The organism is Thalassotalea sp. Y01 (genome assembly GCF_012932945.1).
In the GTDB taxonomy this organism is placed as follows: domain Bacteria; phylum Pseudomonadota; class Gammaproteobacteria; order Enterobacterales; family Alteromonadaceae; genus Thalassotalea_A.
In genome coordinates this window covers 111132-132297 of record NZ_JABBXG010000010.1, presented here as the reverse complement: position 1 = coordinate 132297, position 21166 = coordinate 111132, and the positions used below count along the sequence as shown (strand labels likewise).

At 40.0% G+C, this 21166-nt stretch carries 24 protein-coding genes and 1 tRNA gene; 18 read left to right on the top strand and 7 right to left on the bottom strand.

The features are described from left to right. Positions 1-265: 265 nt before the first annotated feature. Positions 266-1207, top strand: coding sequence for a site-specific integrase (locus HII16_RS14340; protein ID WP_169131145.1), 942 nt, complete (start codon positions 266-268; stop codon positions 1205-1207). A 12-nt stretch (positions 1208-1219) separates the two neighbouring features. On the opposite strand, the gene HII16_RS14335 is transcribed toward HII16_RS14340, so the two are convergent. Beyond that, entirely contained in the window at positions 1220-1582 is a 363-nt protein-coding gene (locus HII16_RS14335) for a lysozyme inhibitor LprI family protein (RefSeq protein WP_169131143.1), read from the bottom strand. A 56-nt stretch (positions 1583-1638) separates the two neighbouring features. On the opposite strand from HII16_RS14335, the gene HII16_RS14330 reads away from it, so the two are divergent. Beyond that, complete coding sequence (locus HII16_RS14330) at positions 1639-2046, top strand: DUF1198 family protein (RefSeq protein WP_169131141.1); 408 nt, start codon at positions 1639-1641, stop codon at positions 2044-2046. A gap of 166 nt (positions 2047-2212) precedes the next feature. Here HII16_RS14330 and HII16_RS14325 read toward each other — a convergent pair whose 3' ends face one another. After that, the gene (locus tag HII16_RS14325; RefSeq protein WP_169131139.1) at positions 2213-3181 is read right to left on the bottom strand and encodes a hypothetical protein; all 969 of its coding nucleotides are present in this window, start codon (positions 3179-3181) and stop codon (positions 2213-2215) included. 315 nt (positions 3182-3496) lie between these two features. On the opposite strand from HII16_RS14325, the gene HII16_RS14320 reads away from it, so the two are divergent. The 6 genes from HII16_RS14320 to HII16_RS14295 all read left to right on the top strand — a co-directional run bounded on the left by HII16_RS14320 (position 3497) and on the right by HII16_RS14295 (position 7738). Beyond that, positions 3497-4069 carry a recombinase family protein gene (locus HII16_RS14320; protein WP_169131137.1) on the top strand — a complete coding sequence of 191 codons (573 nt, stop codon included), beginning with the start codon at positions 3497-3499 and terminating at the stop codon, positions 4067-4069. 624 nt (positions 4070-4693) lie between these two features. Further along, positions 4694-5176, top strand: a complete 483-nt coding sequence (locus tag HII16_RS14315) for a hypothetical protein (RefSeq protein ID WP_169131135.1) — start codon at positions 4694-4696, stop codon at positions 5174-5176. Positions 5177-5178: 2 nt separating this feature from the next. Beyond that, positions 5179-5550 (top strand): hypothetical protein, encoded by a 372-nt coding sequence (locus tag HII16_RS14310; protein WP_169131133.1) that lies wholly within the window; start codon positions 5179-5181, stop codon positions 5548-5550. A 298-nt stretch (positions 5551-5848) separates the two neighbouring features. Next, a complete protein-coding gene (locus tag HII16_RS14305; protein WP_169131131.1) occupies positions 5849-7129 on the top strand; it encodes a hypothetical protein in 1281 nt (426 codons plus the stop codon). A gap of 11 nt (positions 7130-7140) precedes the next feature. Beyond that, the gene (locus tag HII16_RS14300) at positions 7141-7326 is read left to right on the top strand and encodes a hypothetical protein (RefSeq protein WP_169131129.1); all 186 of its coding nucleotides are present in this window, start codon (positions 7141-7143) and stop codon (positions 7324-7326) included. A gap of 1 nt (position 7327) precedes the next feature. Then, entirely contained in the window at positions 7328-7738 is a 411-nt protein-coding gene (locus HII16_RS14295) for a hypothetical protein (RefSeq protein ID WP_169131127.1), read from the top strand. A 215-nt stretch (positions 7739-7953) separates the two neighbouring features. Here HII16_RS14295 and HII16_RS14290 read toward each other — a convergent pair. Next, positions 7954-8030, bottom strand: a tRNA-Val gene (locus HII16_RS14290). Between the two features lie 139 nt (positions 8031-8169). Further along, positions 8170-9546 carry an MATE family efflux transporter gene (locus HII16_RS14285; RefSeq protein WP_169131125.1) on the bottom strand — a complete coding sequence of 459 codons (1377 nt, stop codon included), beginning with the start codon at positions 9544-9546 and terminating at the stop codon, positions 8170-8172. 50 nt (positions 9547-9596) lie between these two features. Here HII16_RS14285 and HII16_RS14280 point away from each other — a divergent pair, with 50 nt between their 5' ends. After that, on the top strand, positions 9597-10235 hold the full coding sequence (locus tag HII16_RS14280; RefSeq protein ID WP_169131123.1) for a riboflavin synthase subunit alpha: 639 nt from the start codon (positions 9597-9599) through the stop codon (positions 10233-10235). 9 nt (positions 10236-10244) lie between these two features. On the opposite strand, the gene HII16_RS14275 is transcribed toward HII16_RS14280, so the two are convergent. The 3 genes from HII16_RS14275 to HII16_RS14265 all read right to left on the bottom strand — a co-directional run bounded on the left by HII16_RS14275 (position 10245) and on the right by HII16_RS14265 (position 12202). Next, on the bottom strand, positions 10245-10451 hold the full coding sequence (locus HII16_RS14275) for a CPXCG motif-containing cysteine-rich protein (protein ID WP_135437250.1): 207 nt from the start codon (positions 10449-10451) through the stop codon (positions 10245-10247). Positions 10452-10563: 112 nt separating this feature from the next. After that, positions 10564-11439 carry a fructosamine kinase family protein gene (locus tag HII16_RS14270; protein ID WP_169131121.1) on the bottom strand — a complete coding sequence of 292 codons (876 nt, stop codon included), beginning with the start codon at positions 11437-11439 and terminating at the stop codon, positions 10564-10566. 136 nt (positions 11440-11575) lie between these two features. After that, positions 11576-12202 (bottom strand): hypothetical protein, encoded by a 627-nt coding sequence (locus tag HII16_RS14265; protein ID WP_169131119.1) that lies wholly within the window; start codon positions 12200-12202, stop codon positions 11576-11578. A 364-nt stretch (positions 12203-12566) separates the two neighbouring features. Between HII16_RS14265 and thrS the strand changes: the two genes are divergently transcribed. The 9 genes from thrS to HII16_RS14220 all read left to right on the top strand — a co-directional run bounded on the left by thrS (position 12567) and on the right by HII16_RS14220 (position 20937). Then, positions 12567-14477: a threonine--tRNA ligase gene (gene thrS / locus HII16_RS14260; RefSeq protein WP_135437247.1), complete on the top strand. Its 1911-nt coding sequence runs from the start codon at positions 12567-12569 to the stop codon at positions 14475-14477. 34 nt (positions 14478-14511) lie between these two features. Then, positions 14512-15069, top strand: a complete 558-nt coding sequence (gene infC / locus HII16_RS14255; RefSeq protein ID WP_135437246.1) for a translation initiation factor IF-3 — start codon at positions 14512-14514, stop codon at positions 15067-15069. A 183-nt stretch (positions 15070-15252) separates the two neighbouring features. Then, positions 15253-15450 carry a 50S ribosomal protein L35 gene (rpmI, locus tag HII16_RS14250; protein WP_135437245.1) on the top strand — a complete coding sequence of 66 codons (198 nt, stop codon included), beginning with the start codon at positions 15253-15255 and terminating at the stop codon, positions 15448-15450. Between the two features lie 16 nt (positions 15451-15466). After that, on the top strand, positions 15467-15820 hold the full coding sequence (rplT, locus tag HII16_RS14245; RefSeq protein WP_135437244.1) for a 50S ribosomal protein L20: 354 nt from the start codon (positions 15467-15469) through the stop codon (positions 15818-15820). A gap of 134 nt (positions 15821-15954) precedes the next feature. Continuing rightward, complete coding sequence (locus tag HII16_RS14240) at positions 15955-17061, top strand: phosphoribosylaminoimidazolesuccinocarboxamide synthase (protein WP_169131117.1); 1107 nt, start codon at positions 15955-15957, stop codon at positions 17059-17061. Positions 17062-17429: 368 nt separating this feature from the next. Beyond that, a complete protein-coding gene (locus HII16_RS14235; RefSeq protein WP_169131115.1) occupies positions 17430-18182 on the top strand; it encodes a hypothetical protein in 753 nt (250 codons plus the stop codon). A 426-nt stretch (positions 18183-18608) separates the two neighbouring features. Beyond that, complete coding sequence (locus tag HII16_RS14230; RefSeq protein WP_169131113.1) at positions 18609-19208, top strand: TetR/AcrR family transcriptional regulator; 600 nt, start codon at positions 18609-18611, stop codon at positions 19206-19208. A gap of 110 nt (positions 19209-19318) precedes the next feature. Then, positions 19319-19684, top strand: a complete 366-nt coding sequence (locus HII16_RS14225) for a hypothetical protein (protein WP_169131111.1) — start codon at positions 19319-19321, stop codon at positions 19682-19684. A gap of 101 nt (positions 19685-19785) precedes the next feature. Continuing rightward, positions 19786-20937, top strand: a complete 1152-nt coding sequence (locus tag HII16_RS14220; RefSeq protein WP_169131109.1) for a tetratricopeptide repeat protein — start codon at positions 19786-19788, stop codon at positions 20935-20937. Positions 20938-21166: the final 229 nt, after the last annotated feature.

The window sequence follows — 21166 nt, the reverse complement described above, 5'->3', positions numbered from 1 at the left end:
TAGCGTGGCGCTGGGGTGATCGAGAGTAGGTAGTGTTTTTTCTTTGGCTGTCTAGCTAATTTAAAACGTCTTAGTACTCCAAAAAAAAGGCACAAAAAAATCAGCTCAAGGCTGATTGATGTATTCTCATTCTTAGTTGAATGAGAATGGTGGGTGTGACTAGATTCGAACTAGCGACCTCTACCATGTCAAGGACTTAACAACTCCTTTAAACCATTGTCCTGTATGGAATTCTGTGTTTTTCGTTCACAGGAGTTCGTTCACAATGGCTACAATCAGACAACTTAAATCAGGTAACTGGAATGTTCAAATCAGAGTAAAAGGGCAACCAGTTAAAACCAAAACATTCTCTTCTCATAGAACTGCTCAATTATGGGCAGATGAGCAAGAGATATTAATTAAAACGTCTTCTCAACCTACCATTTATCAGCTTGGTTTAAAGTATCGTGAATCCGTTTTAAAAGGGCGAGGTTCATACAGTAATTCAATCCATAAACTAAACACTTTAAACAAGTACTTTTCGCAACCTGCATCCACTATCACACCTGAACAAGTTAATGACTTCAAGCATACCCGTTTGTCTTATGTTAAACCTGATACGGTTATCGCAGATATCGCTTTGATGTCACGCATATTCAAATGGGCAAATGATGAATTCATTATCACTTGCGAGAATCCTACCAAGAAAATTAAATACCCTAGAGCTGCTAAACCAAGAAATAGAGTCATTGAAAAACATGAACTTTTAGACTTGATGTCGCATACATCACCTGCAATGGCAACTATATTTGAACTCGCTTATGAAACGTCAATGAGGAGATCTGAAATACTGTCATTACGTGTATATGATCTTCACTTATCAGATCGGCTTTTATCAGTAATAAATGGTAAGCAAGGAGATAGGTTAGTACCCCTCACCAAACGCGCTGTAACGATCCTGAGAGCGATATCTAGCAAACTTAAAGGAAACGATAAGTTATTCAATTTAAAGCCTAATAGCGTTACACAGGCTTTCAGAAGAGCTAGACAGTCTATCGGCCTAGACGATGATGTAAGACTTCACCAATTGCGCCATACTCGCTGTACAATCGTTGCTAGAAAAGGATTTAATATGGCTCAGATTATGGCTGTTACTGGTCATACTGATGTTCGCAGTGTTCAACGATATACGCATCTTTCTGCTAAAGACGTTGTAGATCTTTTATAAGTTTAATGTGGGTTAAGGTGTTATTTCTTTTAGATGCATTTTTGTAAGTAATGCTGTGCGTTGTTCTGTTAATTCTATTAGAGATTGCGCATAAATAAGATTGCGAATAGAGCCACCTTTATATGCGTCAGCAACTAGTTCAGCATTAGCTTTAGCATACTTTTCCCACAACTCTTGAGACTCTTTTAATTGTTGTTTTCTTGTGGCGTCTAACTCGTTAGATAGTTGTTCATATGCTTTACGGAGCATGAACTGAGCACTGTTTAGATGTTGGCTTGATGCCTGATTCAATTCTAGTTGCGATAAATTTGTGTCAGCGTTAACACTAGCGGTTGATGCGATAAACAACACAATAGCCGTAAATAACCTATTCATATGCACGTAGTTCCTTTACTATCGTAATTTACATTTTTTCCGATACTGGAGTTGTTATGATCTGGACGATCGTTGGAGTTATCTTACTAGTATTTGTTATCTATAAGCTAGGATTTTCTAAAGCTAACAAAGCTGTCAGTTTAATCAGTAATAAACTACAAATTAAACCTAACCTTGTGCACGATATGATTGCTAAGATGTCGCCAGATAGGGGGCAGATGTTTGTCGCAAGCGCGAGCAATTCAGCAAACATTGAGCAAAGCGCATATATCTTTGTTATTTATTGTTATTTGATGAATCCGCATCCAGAAGATGTGAAGTGGTGGAAAGGTAAATTGGCAGAAAGTGGTCTGGGCGATTACATCAAATCAGATGCTTTCACTACAGCGTTTGTTTATTTCAATTTAGAAGAAACAATAGACTTTAACCCTCGCAAGGTTGCTGAAGATTTTAACGCTATCTAATTGTTAATCTGGCACTTTTATTGTCGTTGACTATTTACGATTAGAAGATAGATTAAAGAGTGAGGGCTGTGTCTTGGCAACCCTCGACTCCTATCGGGCTATTAAGCAAAAGGACGTGCTAAAAACGAAAAGGGTGAAGTTGTTAGCCTTGCTCGTAGCCCCATTTCTAGTTGGCTCGTAGCTTTTGATTACATTCAGCAAGGAATAATAGGTTACTTGCAGTTATATGTAACATGTAACTTACTAAATGAGGATCGACAACGCGTATCTCTACTCCTTGACCATGTCCGCCTTGTTTATTTCTAATCGTAGGTACACCCGATTCAAGCATGCCTTTGAAAGAAGAAAACTGCGTTTGAAGATAATCAGGTATCAGACCGTTCTCTAGCACAATATTTATTAGTCGCTGTGCGTTAAAACCATCTTTAAATTCCCATCCTCTTTCTGTACAAATTGCTTTAAGCAAGCTTTCGAACGATTTTAAGCAGTCGGTCAAAGATTCTTCTAAATTACCTAATCGATAATGGGCGTGTGCTGACAAAAACTCTTGGTTTGCACCTTCATATATCGGATCGTTACTTAACACCTGAAGTACAGGTTTGACAGCTTCTTTATGAATAAACTTGTTGTCAATTCTGATTAATTCTCCTTGTTGGAATTCGTATCCGATTGACGCCGCCTTAAGCCTGTAATTCAATTCATCAATCGCTTTCTCACAAATTGAACGGGTAAATCCACTAATTACTGATTGACGGTAAATCACGGTAAAGAATAACTCTATCAGGTCAGTTGTTTCATCGATGTCGTAAGAATTGATTAGTTGTGATTTAATCCAGTCAACTCTTTCAAATTCGTGTCTTACTTTGTGAAGTATTCCTTTTTCATGTTTGTAAACGTCGTAAATCTTTGGCCAGAAATTATGCCCGTGCATTCGTTCATGACTAAATAATTTATCAGCGATATTCACGATCTGAACGCGCACGTTTTGAGGGATTTCGTCATATTCATAGACGTCCTGAATATTACCACTTGTTCTTTTTATTCTTGCGGACCGCAACTCAATACCAAACATTTTTCCTCCATTCCAAATATTTGCATATAAGTACCAAATGAGGATTGAAGTGATGATTTTCAAGTCACATTATTCATAAAAAACAATCTCTTTTGATTAAGCCGATATCAGAGCATTTCACCGAGAAAATAAAAAGCTCCATTGCATATATAGAACACCCCCCGTATGCCCCCTGTGTACCCCCTCAGGTAATTTTCTACATATGAACATGATGTCTGTACCTTATTACTGTTGCCTGTGTACTGGTATCAACAAACGCTCGTTAGATGATACTAATTGAAGTAGTGTTAAATCGGTGTCATTTAAATATGGTATTGACTTTATGATACCTTGAGTTATTATTGATACCAATAGTTGATACCATAAGGGTTTATAATAATGAGTCGGACGTTTGCATATTGTCGTGTGAGTACGCATGAACAAGATACTAATAATCAAAAGCTTGCGATTACTAATGCAGGTTACGAAGTAAGAGAGGATAGAGTTGTCAGCGAAACCATAAGTGGCTCTGTGAGGGCTTTAGAGCGCCCAGAGTTCAAGAGGTTAGTTGATAGACTCGAAGATGGTGATCAGCTTGTAGTACTCAAGATAGATCGTCTAGGGAGAGATAACATTGATGTCCAGAAAACTATTAGCTTGCTGATTGAAAAGGGCATTGGTGTTGTTAGCTTAGATTTACCTGTACCAGATCTATCCAGTCCTGAGGGTAAGATGATGTTGCAGATGTTTACTGCATTTGCTGAGTTTGAGCGAAATCGCCTGATTGAACGTACACAACAAGGCCTAGCGAGAGCGAAAGCAGAGGGCAAGCAACTAGGTAGACCGAAAGCTACGGACACTACGATCAAAGTACAGCAAGCGAAGTCTGAAAAGCTATCACAGTCACAGGTAGCCAGTAAATTAGGTCTGTCTTTGCCTACAGTAAAAAGGCATTGGAATAAAACAGCTTGATACCGTGATTCTGGATTATGTCTGTGAGGTATAGTGATCTCACAGGCATAGTTTATTAGTGTAATCAGTGTTTATCTGTTAAAATTAATTTAGTTTTTTTGTCTTTTCATATCAATGACTTAGCAGCTTTTTTGAAATGTTGGCATGTTTAATGCATAATTAATTGTAGACAAAACTCTTTTTTGACGATATAATATCTATATATACTAGAAAATATATATAGAAAATATTCATATAAAGTATTTAATTACTTTTATTATTTTGAATAAAAATATATTAGAAAATAGTATCTTATTTCTATTGTCACTTCTGACAAATATAACCATTCAATAAATTAATATTCCGTTCAACTTTCCTAGTCTAATTAGGAGGTTTTATGACGTCTCGTCATTTATCTACTCGGCCTTGCGCTGAGACCGTTTTCATTGTTCATCTTCTGGTGAACAGCAACCGTAAATCACCTTGGTTCGAATTCACTTACAAAGAGATTCAAGACCTATGCGCTTATTCGTATTTGTCGGGAGCAATTGCTTTCGTTAAGAGAATGGAGCAACGTGGTCTAATCGAGGTCGACCGTTCTGGTCATAAAAACAAGTACCGACTCACTTTAAAAGGACAACAATTATGATGTTTATTCCACCACAAGAAACACCGAAACAAGACGACAGCAAGCTCAATGCAGAGGACAAACTAGCTCTATCACTGGCTGAAATGCCCTACATGAGCCTTGAATACCGCTCTAAGGTAGCAGAGCTAGGTCAACGTGCTGATCAATTACGTGAACGTGGTAAGGCTTTAAAAGCAGAAATAGAGAACCAAAAGCGTTTACAGAAAAATCATGAACTTGGTATGGCTGAATTAAATCGCTTATCTCAGGCTGATATCGAGGTAGATCGTATACGTACTGCTCCTATTGAAGATGCTATCCGTAAGCATGGTGTTGAACTAACAAAGTATGACTTACAGAAGATTGCTGTTGATCAAGGTCTGCGTACTGAACACAAGTTATTCCAGGACTGGATGAAAGGCTGTAAACAGACAATGGGTGTTCATTACCTAAATCCGGCACGTAACAAGGTATCAGACAAAACACTTAGGGATTTATAACGATGATCGAAATCGATAGAGAGAAATTCTTAGAAACGAAAGATCCAACGGGCTATAAGTACGCTATAGAACACTTGCCTGAGGGGTGGCAACAATGGCAAGAGCTATTGAAGAAACGAGCATTTAAAGAAAACTATCATCAACTGGAGAGTGAGCTTAACGCACGTATACAGTCAGATATGATCATTGGCCTACAAGAGTTGTCTATGCGTAATGCTGCTGCCGCAAAGATCTTACTGACGTTAACTGGTCATACTCAACCACTAGGCAGACCACCAACTAAGGAGATAAAACGTAAGAAAGAAGACGAAATAGACCATTTACGAAATCTAGAAGCTTATGCTGAGGACATAGCCAGATTAAATGGTAAGTAAATTGTCTTGAAAGTAGTTCATAAAGAAAATCATTAATTAAAAAATAACAGTAACCGAAATAACCATTCTTAATAAATTCCACAGTTTTACTGGCTTATAGCCAAGTACTACAAACACTACCTATTCCATTCGATTCCTATTAGTAACGTCATTACTTATAACTTCTTTTCTATAAGAGAAGTGCTCTACAGCCCTTTAAAAATAAGGGGTAAATTGATTTTTTGGAAATTGAATTTACAAGAGTTCTAAAACACAGACGTCACATAGGTCATTTACAAGGGATTTTTAAGGGGCTTATATGTCTAACATTTCTAAATTTACTACTACTGATGTCGTTGATTCCGTAATGGGATCTGGCAAAAGTACAGCTACCATTGATTACATCAAAAATAGTGATAACCCAGTATTACTTATCGTTGAATACGATACAGAGGTTGATCGCTTTCTAAATGCTATACCTGAGATCGTCTCACCCAAACAGGATAATGGTTATCTATCTCGTTACGATTCACTCGTTAATATGCTTGAGTCGGGTGAATCTATTGTCAGTACTCACCAATTGTTTTCTAAATGGGATGATAAAGTTTTACATCTAATCAAAGCCAACGGTTACGAGCTTATTATGGACGAGGTGTTATCAGGCGTTTTATCTCAAGTTCCTATAGATTCTCAAGACATAGTTAACTTGATTGAAGATGATTACATGGTGCAAGAGTTCGGTAGTGATATCCCAAAGTTAAAGCCAACTGGTAAGCCGTTCTATAAAGAGTACTCTCGCATTGAACAAAAGTTACGTAACAAGGATATCTATTTGTCTGTTGAGAGAGATGCAGTAAATAAGAAACTCTATATTTTTGAAGCACCCTCAGCAAAGATATTCGAGGCGTTCCACAAGATTACTATCTTGACTTACTTGTTTGACGGTAGCCTGTTATCTAATTACTTCGATTTACATGATGTTGAGTACGAATTGAAGTCTGTTGTTTCTGGAGAAATGACTGATTATCAAGGCGCTAGTGGTGAACAATTTAAAGACCTGATCACGATATACAACGGTAAGCATAACGAGATTGGTCGAGGTCGTTACGCTTTGTCTCTTAGATGGTATGAAAGGGGCAATAACCCTAAAGTTGCTAGTAAGGCTGTGAGGTCGGTATTTAATAACTTTAAAGTCGAGCGTAATCTATTCGCTTGGTCAGTTCATAAAGACGTAATTGATAAAGTTGCCCATAGTGATTTTCATTCTAAACGCTCTTTTGCCAGATATGACAGCAAGCAAATACCATACAGCGACGACATCACTTTTATTTCCCAAACCACTAGAGCAAGCAATCAATATAAAAACAAAGCTGTAATGGCTTATTGCTCTAATACATTCATGCGACCCGTTCTAAGGAATTTTCTTACCGACAACGGTGTTGACGTCCAAGAAGATAAATTCGCTTTATCACAGCTAATACAGTGGATCTGGCGTTCCCGTATTCGAAACGGTGAGCCTATTGCCATCTATATCCCTAGCAAACGTATGAGACAGCTATTAATGGCTTGGCTTGGTTATGACAAAAACGAGATGTTTTAAAAGGAGTTTATATGCAAACACAGATCACAGTCTTACCGCCATCGGATAACCCTAAATTGATAACGGCATCTTGCCATAAAACCGATTACTACAGCGACTACACAACTGATGCTTTCAAAGAGCAAAACAGTCGCAACCGACAACTATTCTACAGACGACGTAAAACCGATCTACAGCACACACAAAAGGAATCTTAAAATGGATATCAGCAACAACACACAGGCGTATCGAAAACTATCATCACTGGCTACTCAGGCATTACGTGGAGCGATTAGTGCCTATGAAGTTAATAAAATGCTCAGTCGTTTATCTAGCGCCAAAGAGCATTACTCGGAGATAAACGAGTATCAGAAACAACTATCGTTGGCTCAGCAAACCAATGTTGAATTACAGAGCGTTATTGATACCTTGGCAGATGAAAATCATTTGTTGACCAATGAGCTTGAAGAAAAGCATCAAAAGGTCTTGGAGTTAAACGCAACAGTAGGGCAACTTGAGTCCAGTAATTCTGAATTGAATACAGAGCTTTTAGATTTTATTGAATCCAAGCAAAAGGCAAAGTTGATTCAAGAGTTAGAGCAGAAGTTAGATGATCTGAAAGCAAACTAATATATTTTGTTCGTTAAACTTCATTGTCGTTGGGGTGTAGCTCAGTTAGTTAGAGCGCTCAGAGCGTAGCGACCATAGCGAGGTACGAGCAACCCTTGACATGGAAATAGTAAAAACGAAATAAACAGATAAATTCGTTCACAATTGACTAGTGTGAACAAAGGCTATATTGTGAATAATTCTTTAGATAGGATTCTCTACAGGCCAGTAAAGAATGGTGGGTGTGACTAGATTCGAACTAGCGACCTCTACCATGTCAAGGTAGCGCTCTAACCAACTGAGCTACACTCCCACATCTTGTGGTCAGTTGTCGATGACAACGGCGGCTATGTTAACCAGTTGCATTTATTGATGCAAGGTCTTTTCTTAAGTTTTTTTGCAAATTCGATGAGTTTGCTTATTTCTTATTCAGTCGAGCCTGTAATGTTGTTTTATGCGCGGCTTGCCAGCATTTGTTGGTCCGCTCGTTTTTGCACAATGCTAAGTCGCCAAGCCAATAGTATGGCGGCTGTAGTTAGGCCTGAAATAAAACCTATCCAAAAGCCTGCGGCACCTAATTTTGGCATAAGTATATCGGTCATGCCGAGTACCAGGCCAAGTGTCAGGCCGACTACCCAATATGAGATAAAGGTAATGTACAAAATTGATTTGGTATCTTTGTAGCCGCGCAGGGCGCCCGCCGATATTACCTGGATGAAATCGGAGAACTGAAACATTGCCGCTAGGAACATTAACTGCGCAGCCATGATAATGACATTGTCTTCGGTGGTGTATATTCGCGCTATCGGTTCACGAAATACCACGGTAATGGTAGCGGTAAATATTGCAATCAAAAAGCCAACTATCATTGAGCTTTTACACATGTCTTTGGCATTTTGCAGCTGTTTTTCACCGACCGCAAAACCGACTTTAATCGTCACTGCCATGGCAATAGATAAGGGCACCATAAATACCAGCGATGAAAAGTTGATGGCGATTTGATGACTGGCAACGATGTCTGCACCGAGGGGCGCCAAAATAATTGCCACCACACTAAACAAGGACACCTCAAATAGCAGTGACAAAGCGATGGGCACGCCGAGTGTTAGGATGTAATAGATCTCTCGTTTATTCGGCTTGGCAAACGCTTGGCTAAAGTTAATACGACTGAGCTTTTTAGAAAACTTAGCGTACAGAAACATACCGGTAAACATGGCCCAGTAGACGATTGCCGTTGCAATACCGCAACCGGCACCACCAAGCTCTGGCGCGCCAAACGCACCGTAAATAAAGATATAGTTGGCCGGTATATTAACGATTAAGCCAATGACGGCAATGAGCATGGTCGGTTTAGTAATGCCCATACCTTCGACATAATTTCGCAGTACGAAGTACAAACAAAAGCCCGGACCACCCCAGACAATGTAGCTTAAATACTCTAGCATTAAGCGTTTTAGCTCAGGCTCTAAACTGGCATGCTCAGCAATAACAGGCTCGACTAAATAAAACAGGACAATAACCAAGCAGGAGAGAAACAGTGTTATCCAGCCGCATTGTACTGTTGAGGAGGCAATTTTTTCATCGTTCTTCTCGCCTCTGGCTTGCGACACGATGGCGCTCAAAGCCATGGTGATGCCTTGGATAGAGATGAATATAGGTAACCAGATACTGCTTGCAACCGCGACTGCGGCCATATCGGTAGAACTGACACGACCTGCCATCACCGTATCGGCGAAGCCCATTAGAGTCTGAATAAGTTGGGCAATCAGTATTGGATACGCCAACTTAAGTAAATCTTTTGTATCGGAGAAAAATTTCGCTAATGTCATATTGGCAATGATACGATAATGCAGATCATGAATTTGAACAGAGATAATATATGTTTACAGGAATAGTGCAATCTACAGCGCAGGTAAAATCGATAAAAGAAGGTAAAAACTTTCGTCATTTTGAAATGCAAATGCCTATTGAATTGTTAGATAACCTACAGCTCGGTGCCAGTGTCGCCAACAACGGCGTGTGTTTGACCGCTGTCGCCTTTGACGCTTTAAACGAAAGCGATGGCGTTATTGCGTTTGATGTTATCGACGAAACATTGCGCTTAACCAACCTTGGCCAACTGGAGGTGGGTAGTGAGGTCAATATTGAACGGTCGATGAAAGCAGGTGATGAAGTTGGTGGTCATCTTGTCTCTGGCCATGTGCATTGCACCGCCACTCTGGTTGAGCGAATTGATAGTGAAGATAATTGCAAGATGACGTTTTCGCTGGCTGAACAATGGCAAAAATACCTGTTTGCGAAAGGATTTATAGCCGTAAATGGTTGCAGTCTAACCTTAGGGGAAGTAACTCCGGGGCAGTTTTCTTTACATTTGATCCCAGAGACATTGCAACGTACAAATTTGACGGCACTGCAAGTCAATGATGCGGTTAATATAGAAATTGATCAACAAACCATGACCATAGTCGAATCCATCGAACGTATCATGGCCGAAAAATTGGCGTCGACGAACGGCTAATATGTGGTTTTAAAATACCTGTTCGTCGTCTGCGTCAATGGTTAACTGGATCACTTGGTTGTAATCATCGATGTGCATATTGAGGTGCAATTCAGCACAACAATTAGGGCAGGTATCATAGTAATTCTGATCGCCCTGAGTGGTATCTAGCTCGATGTGCATGGTGTGGGCACAGTGAGGACAGTTGATGGTTTTTCTACTAATGTCCTGCGCCATAGCGACAGCCTCCTTCATCAAAATGTCATATATACAGTATGAACATTTATCACGATTTTGCCTGATATTTCGACGACAAAACAAGGTGATTTTTTACGACTAAAAATCACCTCTAGGTAAGCTTTTGAATTTGCTTAATAAAGGTGTGAACCTGATCAACATAGATACCACCAAACATATTGGCGTGGTTGATTATATGATAAAAGTTGTAGATGAGTTTGCGCTGCTCATAGTCCGAATCAATGGCTGACGTTGCCTGGTAGCCGTCATAGAAGCTTTGTTCAAAACGACCAAATAATTCGGTCATAGCCAAATCCACTTCCCGATCACCGTAATAACATGCGGGATCAAATAAGCAAGGGTAATGGTGGGTGAATGCTACATTGCCTTGCCATAAATCGCCATGCAGTAAAGAGGGAATCGGTTGATGATCGCCTAACACATCTTTGCACATGCGAGTGACGCCAATGACGTCTATATTTTTCACCTTGGCATCTAACAACTGCAACTGATGCCGTATTCGGTTTTCGCTAAAAAACGTTGCCCAATTATGGTGGTAATTATTCGGTTGAGGCGTATGACCAATATAGTTATCTTCTGGCCAGCCAAACTCGGCTTGTTGATTTTCGCTGTGCATTCGCGCCAGCGCTACGCCTAATTGAAAGAAATCGGAATCACTGCTTGGTAATGGTGAGGTATGCATTTCAATGTATTCAAGCACCAAATAACTGTTGGCAACGGTGGTGCCTAGGGTGATCACTTTAGGCACAACAATATCGCTACGACAATTTAGAATGTCGAGATTAAGCGCTTCCGCTTCAAAGTTGGCAAAGTTCTGTTTGTCATTGACTTTGACAAAGTACATTTTTCCATCGCTGCGAATGCGAAAGGCGCGATTGATATCGCCACCACTGAGTTCCTCGGTCTGACTCATTTGAAAATCTGTCTTGGTGGTGTTAGCGATATCTTTGCTGATAGATTGCCACATGGGTTACCCGCAAAAAGACACATTATCGAATAATTGCTAATTATAGCTAAAACTTGTTTGTTGGTTGTTTTTTAGGCGTATTTTTCAGGGCTATTTTTTAGGCCTGTTTTTAGGGAGGAGGACTGTTTCTAGGTATTTATGGCGTTAAATTTTTCAAATTAACCAAGCTCTGTTTTATCGACCGTAAGGACTGGTGATTAGACAACCAAGCGGGTAAGTTTCCAGAAGGGTTCATGGTGCCTATGTATTGTACTTTTAATTGCTGCTCGGTCAGTTGTTGCGCTTGCCATATTACGTCGACATGTGTGACTTGTACGTGCTCTGAATTATCGATGGGGTAACTCGGTACGTCTTCAACATGCAGAACAAAATGTTGCTTACTCTGCTCGGTAATTTGGGTTTGGGTAATCATGTGACGACTCGCTATCAAAGTAAAACCGGCAAAGCGTGTATAGACCATGGCTTGGCCTTCTTCATTTACCTGCAAAAATCGGCACTGTTCGACAGAGTCCAACCAACGACTTACCGTGCTGGCATCGGTCAGTTGGAAGTAAAATAAGTCGATGTCTCGGTTTATAATAATTTCAGCTCGAATGGTAATAAATGGCGCGTTTTTCTCTTCTTTATATTCGATTAACAGCTGGTCTTGCTGTTCATATAATTGCCAGTCATCATCGTTGCCATTGTCAGGCGATTTAGCAACACAATTCATCGTCGTAAATAACACGATACAAAGCATGAGTGGTGGCAGTATATTAAACATCGTTGCTTATTATGATCCATGATTGAAAATGACGCTGGCAAAAACCTGGTGCTGCACTACATAGAATAACCTAAGGTTATATGTTAAATATTGTCGTTTTTGCCTGTGTTTATCCCTTAACTCAAAGTTGCAAATGCGCTTAAATTGCCCTAAGATTGCACGCTTTACTGCCTTTGTTGACGTTAATGCTTGATTTAAGTGTGTTGAATTTACACATAAAAATCAATGTTTGTTGGCGCGAATCGAAAGCAACAATTAGATGCAATAAACTAAAACATCCGCTTGACCCTGTATGGTCAGGCTCAACTAACATTAGATATAACATGTGGCATTTCGTATGTGTCACCACTGTTGAGGAAATATTATGCCTATCATTACTCTTCCTGACGGCAGTCAGCGCAGTTTCGAAAACGACGTAACTATCATGCAAGTGGCTCAAGATATTGGCCCAGGTTTGGCAAAAGCCACCATTGCTGGTCGTGTCAATGGCAAGCTAAAAGATGCTTGCGAACTTATCACCGATAACAGCGAACTGCAGCTTATCACCAATAAAGACGCCGAAGGTCTAGAGATTATTCGTCACTCTTGCGCTCATTTATTAGGTCATGCAATTAAACAATTGTGGCCTGATACCAAAATGGCCATAGGCCCAACTATCGACAATGGCTTTTATTATGATGTCGATCTTGAGCACAAATTAAATGATGAAGACTTAGCCAAGCTTGAAAAGCGTATGCAAGAGCTTGCTAAGAAAAACTACGACGTTGTTAAGAAAACCGTTTCATGGCAAGAGGCACGTGAAGCCTTTGCTGCGCGTGGTGAAACGTACAAAATTGAAATTCTAGATGAGAATATTTCTCGTGATGACACGCCTGGCTTATATCATCACGAAGAGTACCTAGACATGTGTCGTGGACCACATGTACCAAACATGCGCCATTGCCATCATTTCAAATTGATGAATGTTGCCGGTGCTTATTGGCGAGGTGATTCTGACAACAAAATGTTGCAGCGTATCTACGGTACAGCGTGGACAGATAAGAAACAGCTTAAAGCCTATATTCAACGTCTTGCGGAAGCGGAAAAACGCGATCATCGTAAGATAGGTAAGTCTCTTGATTTATTCCACTGGCAAGAAGAAGCGCCGGGCATGGTGTTTTGGCACAATGACGGTTGGACTATCTATACTGAGCTTGAAAAGTTTGTTCGTGAAAAACTTCATGAATATGACTACGATGAAGTAAAAGGTCCAATGATGATGGATCGCACCTTGTGGGAAAAATCAGGTCATTGGGAAAAGTACGCCGATAATATGTTCACTACCGAGTCGGAAAAACGTGAATATGCTATTAAACCGATGAACTGTCCTGGTCACGTTCAAATCTTTAACCAAGGTTTGAAATCTTATCGCGATTTACCGTTACGTATGGCGGAATTTGGTTGTTGTCACCGTAATGAACCAAGTGGTGCATTACATGGATTGATGCGCGTACGTGGTTTTACCCAAGATGATGCTCACGTATTTTGTACCGATGAACAAGTACAAGATGAAGTTAGTAAGTGTATAAAGATGGTATACGATGTATACTCATCATTTGGCTTTAGCGACATCATGGTAAAATTATCGACACGTCCTGAAAAACGAATCGGTAGCGATGATATTTGGGATAAAGCAGAGCTTGGTTTGGCAAACGCATTAAAAGCCAATGATATAGAGTTTGAATATCAACCAGGTGAGGGCGCGTTTTACGGTCCGAAGATTGAATTTACCTTACTTGACTGTTTAGGTCGCCATTGGCAATGTGGTACTGTACAGTTAGATTTCGCACTACCTGGGCGTTTAGGCGCAACTTACGTAGGCGAAGATGGCGAACGCCATGTACCCGTTATGATTCACCGTGCCATTTTGGGCTCTATTGAACGTTTCATCGGTATTTTGATTGAAGAGTTTGAAGGCAAATTCCCAACATGGTTGGCACCAACCCAAGCTATTATGATGAATATTACCGACAAACAAGCGGAATATTGTCAACAAGTTGTAAAAAAACTGAAAGAAAATGGGTTTAGAGCTAAAGCAGACTTGCGTAATGAAAAGATTGGCTTTAAAATTCGCGAGCATACTTTAAAGCGTGTTCCTTATTTACTGGTTGCCGGTGATAAAGAAATGGAAGCGGGTGAAATCGCAATCCGTACACGCAGTGGTGAAGATTTAGGAAAATTGTCTGTTGATGATTTTATTGCAAAAATGACGGAAGAAGTTAATTCCCGTTCATAAACAATGAATTATCAATGGATTTACGTTAGTTCTTTTGGAGGAACAGACTATTAAAGGTGGTCAAAGAGGCGGTCGTAAAGAGCCGCAACACAAGTTAAATGGCGAAATTACCGCTCAGGAAATTCGTTTAATTGGCGTAGATGGCGAGGCAGCAGGTGTTGTTTCCCTTCGTGAAGCCCTTGATGCAGCTGAAACTGCAGGTGTTGATTTAGTAGAAATCAGCCCTACGGCAAAACCGCCAGTCTGCCGTGTAATGGATTACGGTAAGTTCTTATACGAAAAGTCGAAAGAACAGAAAGAACAACGTAAAAAGCAAAAACAGATTCAGGTTAAGGAAATTAAATTTCGACCTGGAACTGATGAAGGCGACTATCAGGTAAAACTACGCAACCTGAAGCGCTTCTTAGAAGGTGGTGACAAGGCTAAGGTAACATTACGTTTCCGCGGTCGTGAAATGGCCCACCAGGAGTTAGGTATCGAACTGCTAAATCGTGTTAAAGCGGATCTGCAGGATATTGCCCAGTGTGAATCTTTCCCGTCAAGGGTTGAAGGTCGCCAAATGGTAATGGTACTGGCTCCAATTAAAAGATAATTTCTGGTCTGAAAGTAAAAAGGCCAGTCTCATATGAGTCTGGCCTTTTTCACCATTGTTATCTTTTCGTTATCTGTCGTAGTTTTGCGGATAACAATTAGTCGGTAACAGAGGCTCAACAAGTAACTCTTTGAGTTCGCCCCATGTTACTTAAGTTTTGGCATAATAAATGCGGAGTTTTCCATGCCTAAAATGAAAAGCAATAAAGGTGCTGCAAAGCGCTTTAAAAAGACTGCTTCTGGCGGTTTTAAATGCAAACAAGCCGGTCTACGTCACATCTTAACTAAGAGACGTACCAAAGTTAAGCGTCACTTACGTGCTAAATCAATGGTTGCTAAATCTGATATTAAATCAGTTGTAGCAATGTTGCCTTACGCTTAATAGAGGAGAGTAGATAATGGCTAGAGTAAAACGCGGTGTAGTTGCACGTCGTTCTCATAAAAAAGTTCTTAAGCAAGCGAAAGGTTACTACGGTGCTCGTAGTCGCGTATATCGTGTTGCTTTCCAAGCTGTAACCAAAGCGGGTCAATACGCATACCGTGACCGTCGTCAACGTAAGCGTCAGTTCCGTCAACTTTGGATTGCTCGTATCAACGCAGCATCTCGTCAAAATGGTCTATCTTACAGCCGTTTCATCAACGGTCTTAAGAAAGCATCAATCGAGATCGATCGTAAGATCCTTGCTGATATCGCTGTATACGATAAAGCAGCGTTCACTGTACTTGTAGAAAAAGCGCAAGCGGCTCTATAATTCAGTGCGATGACTTTTGAAAAGGACGCTTCGGCGTCCTTTTCTTATTCTAAATCTGTATTTATTGCTGAGAAATTTTGCTAAAATTTTTGCGCAATAAATATAAAAGATACCATTTTTTACTGGGAAAAATTATGAGCATTGCCAATAAAGTTCTTGCCGTAAATAACGATTTACCTATTCGCACTAACTTACCTGTCCATAGCGGTAAAGTGCGCTCTGTATACTGGTTAACTGAAGAAGATAGCCAACGCCTGATTAAAGAAAAAGGCTATGATGTTGCTGAAGGTACTTCTTTAGCGATCATGGTTATTTCAGACCGTATCTCAGCTTTTGATTGTATTTGGCATGGCGAAGGTGGCTTAAAAGGCGTACCAGGAAAAGGCGCGGCGCTTAATGCTATCTCAAACCATTGGTTTAAGTTATTTAAAGAAAATGGCCTAGCAGATAGCCATATTCTCGATATCCCACACCCATTTGTATGGATTGTGCAAAAAGCAAAACCTGTAATGATAGAAGCGATCATTCGTCAATACATTACCGGTTCTATGTGGCGTGCATACGAGAAGGGCGAGCGTGAGTTTTGCGGTATTGAGCTTAGTGAAGGCCTAAGCAAAGACGGCAAATTAGACAAACTTTTACAGACACCTTCAACCAAAGGTATTTTGGAAGGGATCCCTGGCGTACCAGCACAAGACGACGTAAACATCACTCGCAAAAACATTGAAGACAATTTTGCCGCCTTTAACTTTAAGTCGCGCGAAGATATCGATTTGTATGAAAAGCTTCTTGAAGAAGGTTTTGACGTTATTTCAAGTGAGCTTGCTAAAATAGACCAAATCTTTGTTGATACCAAATTTGAATTTGGTTACGTCAAAGATGCACAAGGCAACGACAAACTAATTTACATGGATGAAGTAGGTACTCCGGATTCATCTCGTATTTGGGATGGTGAGCAATACCGTGCAGGTAAGGTTGTTGAAAATTCGAAAGAGGGTTTCCGTCAATTGCTACTTAACCACTTCCCAGATCCTGACATTTTATTAAACAAAGACCGTATGGACGAGCGTGAAGCATTAGCACGTGACAATGCCTTACCGGAATCTGTTCTTATGGCCGTTTCAGATACCTACACTGGCATCGCTGAGAAAATTACGGGTGAGAAAATTGTTATCAGCGACGACCCGAAAGCTGAAATCATTGATATTTTAAAAGAGCAATATGATCTAATCGCCGATTAACATTACAAACGTTATTTCAATTTCACTGTTAAAAAGCTCGTAACGATTGTTACGGGCTTTTTTGTTACCTAATCACATCTTTAGTTTCAGACACTCCAATCCTCTGGTTTGCGGTCTGTTTAATCTTTTTACCTGTACGTTTAATAGATTGTAATCCGTCTTAAAAAGTCTGCTAAGTAATTGTTTTAAAGTCATAAATTAATTGAGTACAAATTCGAACGATTATGTAACAGTAATTTAGGTCAGTTGTACTAAAATGAGCCTGTGAATTTTTAACGCCTGTTGGTCGGCTATCTAATTCAGTAAACATAGCCCTCAGACAACAAAATTAGTGGCTCTATTTAAAGCCAATCTAACGGAGACGTATTATGAACAGATTACTGATTGCCATAGCCATGACAGCCATACTTGCAGCAACGGCACAAGCTGACGATAATGTATCAGCTTCTCAAGACCTGCTTAACCCTTTAACACAAGCTATTACAGTCCCTGTGTTATTCGAATCGGGTACTGATAGTGATCATAATATTGTCTCATTGCAACCTATTGTGCCATTTGAGTTAAACGATGATTGGAATATTATCACGCGTACAATAGCACCTATTACTGACTCAGGTGGTGAGCAGGGGATTGGCGATATTAGTCAAAGCATATTATTCTCACCTAAAGAAGCTACAGATGATGGTTGGTTTTGGGGTGCTGGCCCATACGTTCAATTTGACACCGCATCACACGAAGAGCTTAGCTCCGGTGGCGAAGCTGTTGGCGCTAGTGCTGTAGCTTTAAAAATGGATGGTGCTTGGATGTATGGTGCCTTAGTAACACAAGCTTATTCGGCTAATGGTTCAATGGGTGAAGAATTTAGTGTCGCTACCGTGCAATCCTGGGTTGATTACACAACTACTGATGGCATTACTTACGAGGTGATGACTGAAGCTACCTATGATTGGCAGCAAGAAGATTGGGCAGTGCCCGTCGCCTTTACAGTAAATAAGTATATGGTCGTTGGTAGTCAACCAATGATTATTGGTGCTGGTGTAGAGCATTGGGTTAAGACAACTGATACATCATTATCTGGTACTTCATTAAACTTAAACTTGTACCTATTGTTTGACAACTAAGAACTTAAACGAGTTTTCACATATTTTGAATTCTAAAGCTATAGTCTACAAACAAGGCATCTGGAAACTCGTTCCTTTAGGTGAATAGTGAAAGCATCTAGAGCCGCTTTGTCTACTTAGACCATTCTCGTGGACACTACGGTTGAAGGAGAGACAAAAGGCAAAAATTACAAACGAGATCCTGCCGAATTTAAACGAATGGCTTCGTTTAAGAAGTATCTTAAGATACCTGCAGGGTAACCTGACCCTTATGTAACTCCGAAAACGAATTATTAAGAACCGTTGATAAACAAAGCCTTTACCATGTGGTAGAGGCTTTTTCCTTTCAAAGAAATGATCCATGATTAGACCTATAGAATATTAGACTGCCATAATTGAACTATGCTGCATTAACACTAGGCCCTCTTAAACTGCGAGATTGTATTTATGCGAAAAGGCTACAAAAAGGGTGAAACCAAGCTTACAGATATCCTTAAATTAACGGAAAATATACTCGTCCGTGATGGCTATGCGGGTTTGTCGATGCGAAAAGTCGCGCGCGAGATGGGGATCACAGCCGGTAATTTACAATACTATTTTGCGACTAAAGACGAATTAATGAGTGCGGTACTCGACAATATATTACACGCCTACATGCAACAATTTGATGCGATTAGAAATACAAATACGATTGAAGCACAATTCAAAGAACTAATTCAGGCATTGTTCTCTGATGTGTATAGTGAAAAAGCCGTTAAGTTGTTTCCTGAACTTTGGGCTATGGCTAGCAATGATTTATTGGTCAAAGAAAAAGTCTCGGCTATGTATGAAACATATCGAAGAATGTTAAGTGTGCTTATTAAAGAGCTAAATCCGCAACTGAGCGAGGAACAAGCGGGTAACTTGAGTATCTATATACAGTCTTCAATTGAAGGTCATTCTTTGTTTATTGGGGTGGATAAACGGTGGCATAAGAAGGCCCATGATATTATTAGCTTGGCGACCGAGAGCTTCCAGCAATTGATATTAAATCAAGGTAAACATTAGAATTTTAGCAAGCAAAACTCAGATTACTCTAAACCATTCTATTAACGATAAATTTTACTTATTAAGCATTTCTATTATGGTTAGTAGTAATAGAAATGCTAGGGGGCTTTATGAATAAAATTGTTACCATAATCACCGCATCTTGTTTGACTGTATCTGCAGCAGGCCTGGCGTCGGATGACAGAACCGCTGAGCTTGAAGAGTTACTTGCTAATGACGCCAGTAAATTGATCTATCTCAGCAGAGATTGTGATATGCCAATTGATGCTGAAAAATTTAAAGATTTGGCGGCCTTAAAAGCCATGATGGAAGGCTATGGAAATACCGACAACGTGGATTGGGAAAAGGTCACTAAAATGGCGCATGAAGGCTATGGCAAAATTAAAGTCGAAGCCCCTGTTGGTGAAAAATGCCCTGAATATAAAGATCAGTTAGGTGAAAAATACGAATGGCTAAAAGACATAAACGCCGGTTAGGTTGACGATAACGCTCTGAAAAGGTTACTGTCTTTATTCAATTAAGAGTAGACCTCGTTCTGGCATAGACAAATATGCTGGAAACCTGACAGGGAAGTAGTATGAAACAAATTGTCGCTTTACTGATTTTTGTATGTTCTACATACGCATCAGCTGTTGATATCACCAAGCTAAATCAAATCGAAACGATAGAAGTGGTTCATAAAGGATTTAAAGAGCCACTCACCTATCATGTAACCCTGCCACAAAGTTACTCTACCAAATCGGATAAAACCTATTTCGTTCTCTTCGATTTACACCCAAGAAGTCAAACCTTTATCAGCGGTATGCAAGATTGGTTAAGTCATAATGGTGAATGGCCCTGGTTAGAAACCATTATTGTTAACCCTGCCGATTATCACGCTGAATTTGCAACTGTTTTTAATGATTTAGTGCAACAACCTGATAATCAAACGATTTTGGATATCTTGCAAAATGGTGTGTTAACCCAAGTCGATAAACGTTATCGCACCAATGGTTTTCGCATTTATACCGGATTTATGGGTAACGGGGCTTTAGGCATTTATACCCTGTTAAATCGACCCAGTATGTTTGATGCCTACATCATTTCAAGCCCAAGCTTAAATGATAACTTCGCCAATGTTATGTCAGATGCGTCGGATAAATTGGCTCAGCCTTACGATGGCATTAAAACCTTGTATATGAGTATTGGCGATCACGGTTATGAAAAATCACATGTAGATGAATTTAAACAGTTTAAAGCTTTGCTTAGCGAAAAAGCGACGACACAGTTGCATTGGACTGCCGATTTCGATGAAAAGCACTACTACATGTCACGGCCAATCATTTCGCTTGTAAACGGCATAGAAGTGTTATTTGACGACATTCATAGCAACTTACCAGCAGATTCTGATATTTCTCAACGAGGCGCCGATGATATTATTGAATATTACCAAACCTTATCGAGGGAAAAGTATGGCTTTGAAATCTCTGCAGAAGGTTCATTAAAAAATTTAGCTAAGACAAAAGAGCCAAAAGAAGCATTAGCGATATACCAAAAAACTGCCGAATTATACCCTGATTCTGCCTATGCTCACGCGTCATTGGCAAAGGCCTATGCCGACATGGGCAACATTGAAAAAGCCATAGAGGTTCAAACTGTGGCGCTAGAAAAGTCGCGCACTATGGTACTGTGGCATCAAAATCAGCATCAGAAATACTTAGATGAGTTTAAAGCTATGTTGAATGAGTAAGCCATGTTTAATGATTCGTTGAACGAGCTTTTCGTCATGACAATAGTGCATGTATGGCAAACAATTGGTCCTGGCTTTTGATAGGGCTCTGTATTTAATAATCACGTCGAGGCGCCGTTTTGCCGCTGTAAGTGCGATTCAATGTTGCGCTGTATTGGTTGATTTTGGTTAGATTGCCAACGTTGGCGAGAGGCCAGTAACTTGATTCTTCTCGTTCACCTAACTTTCG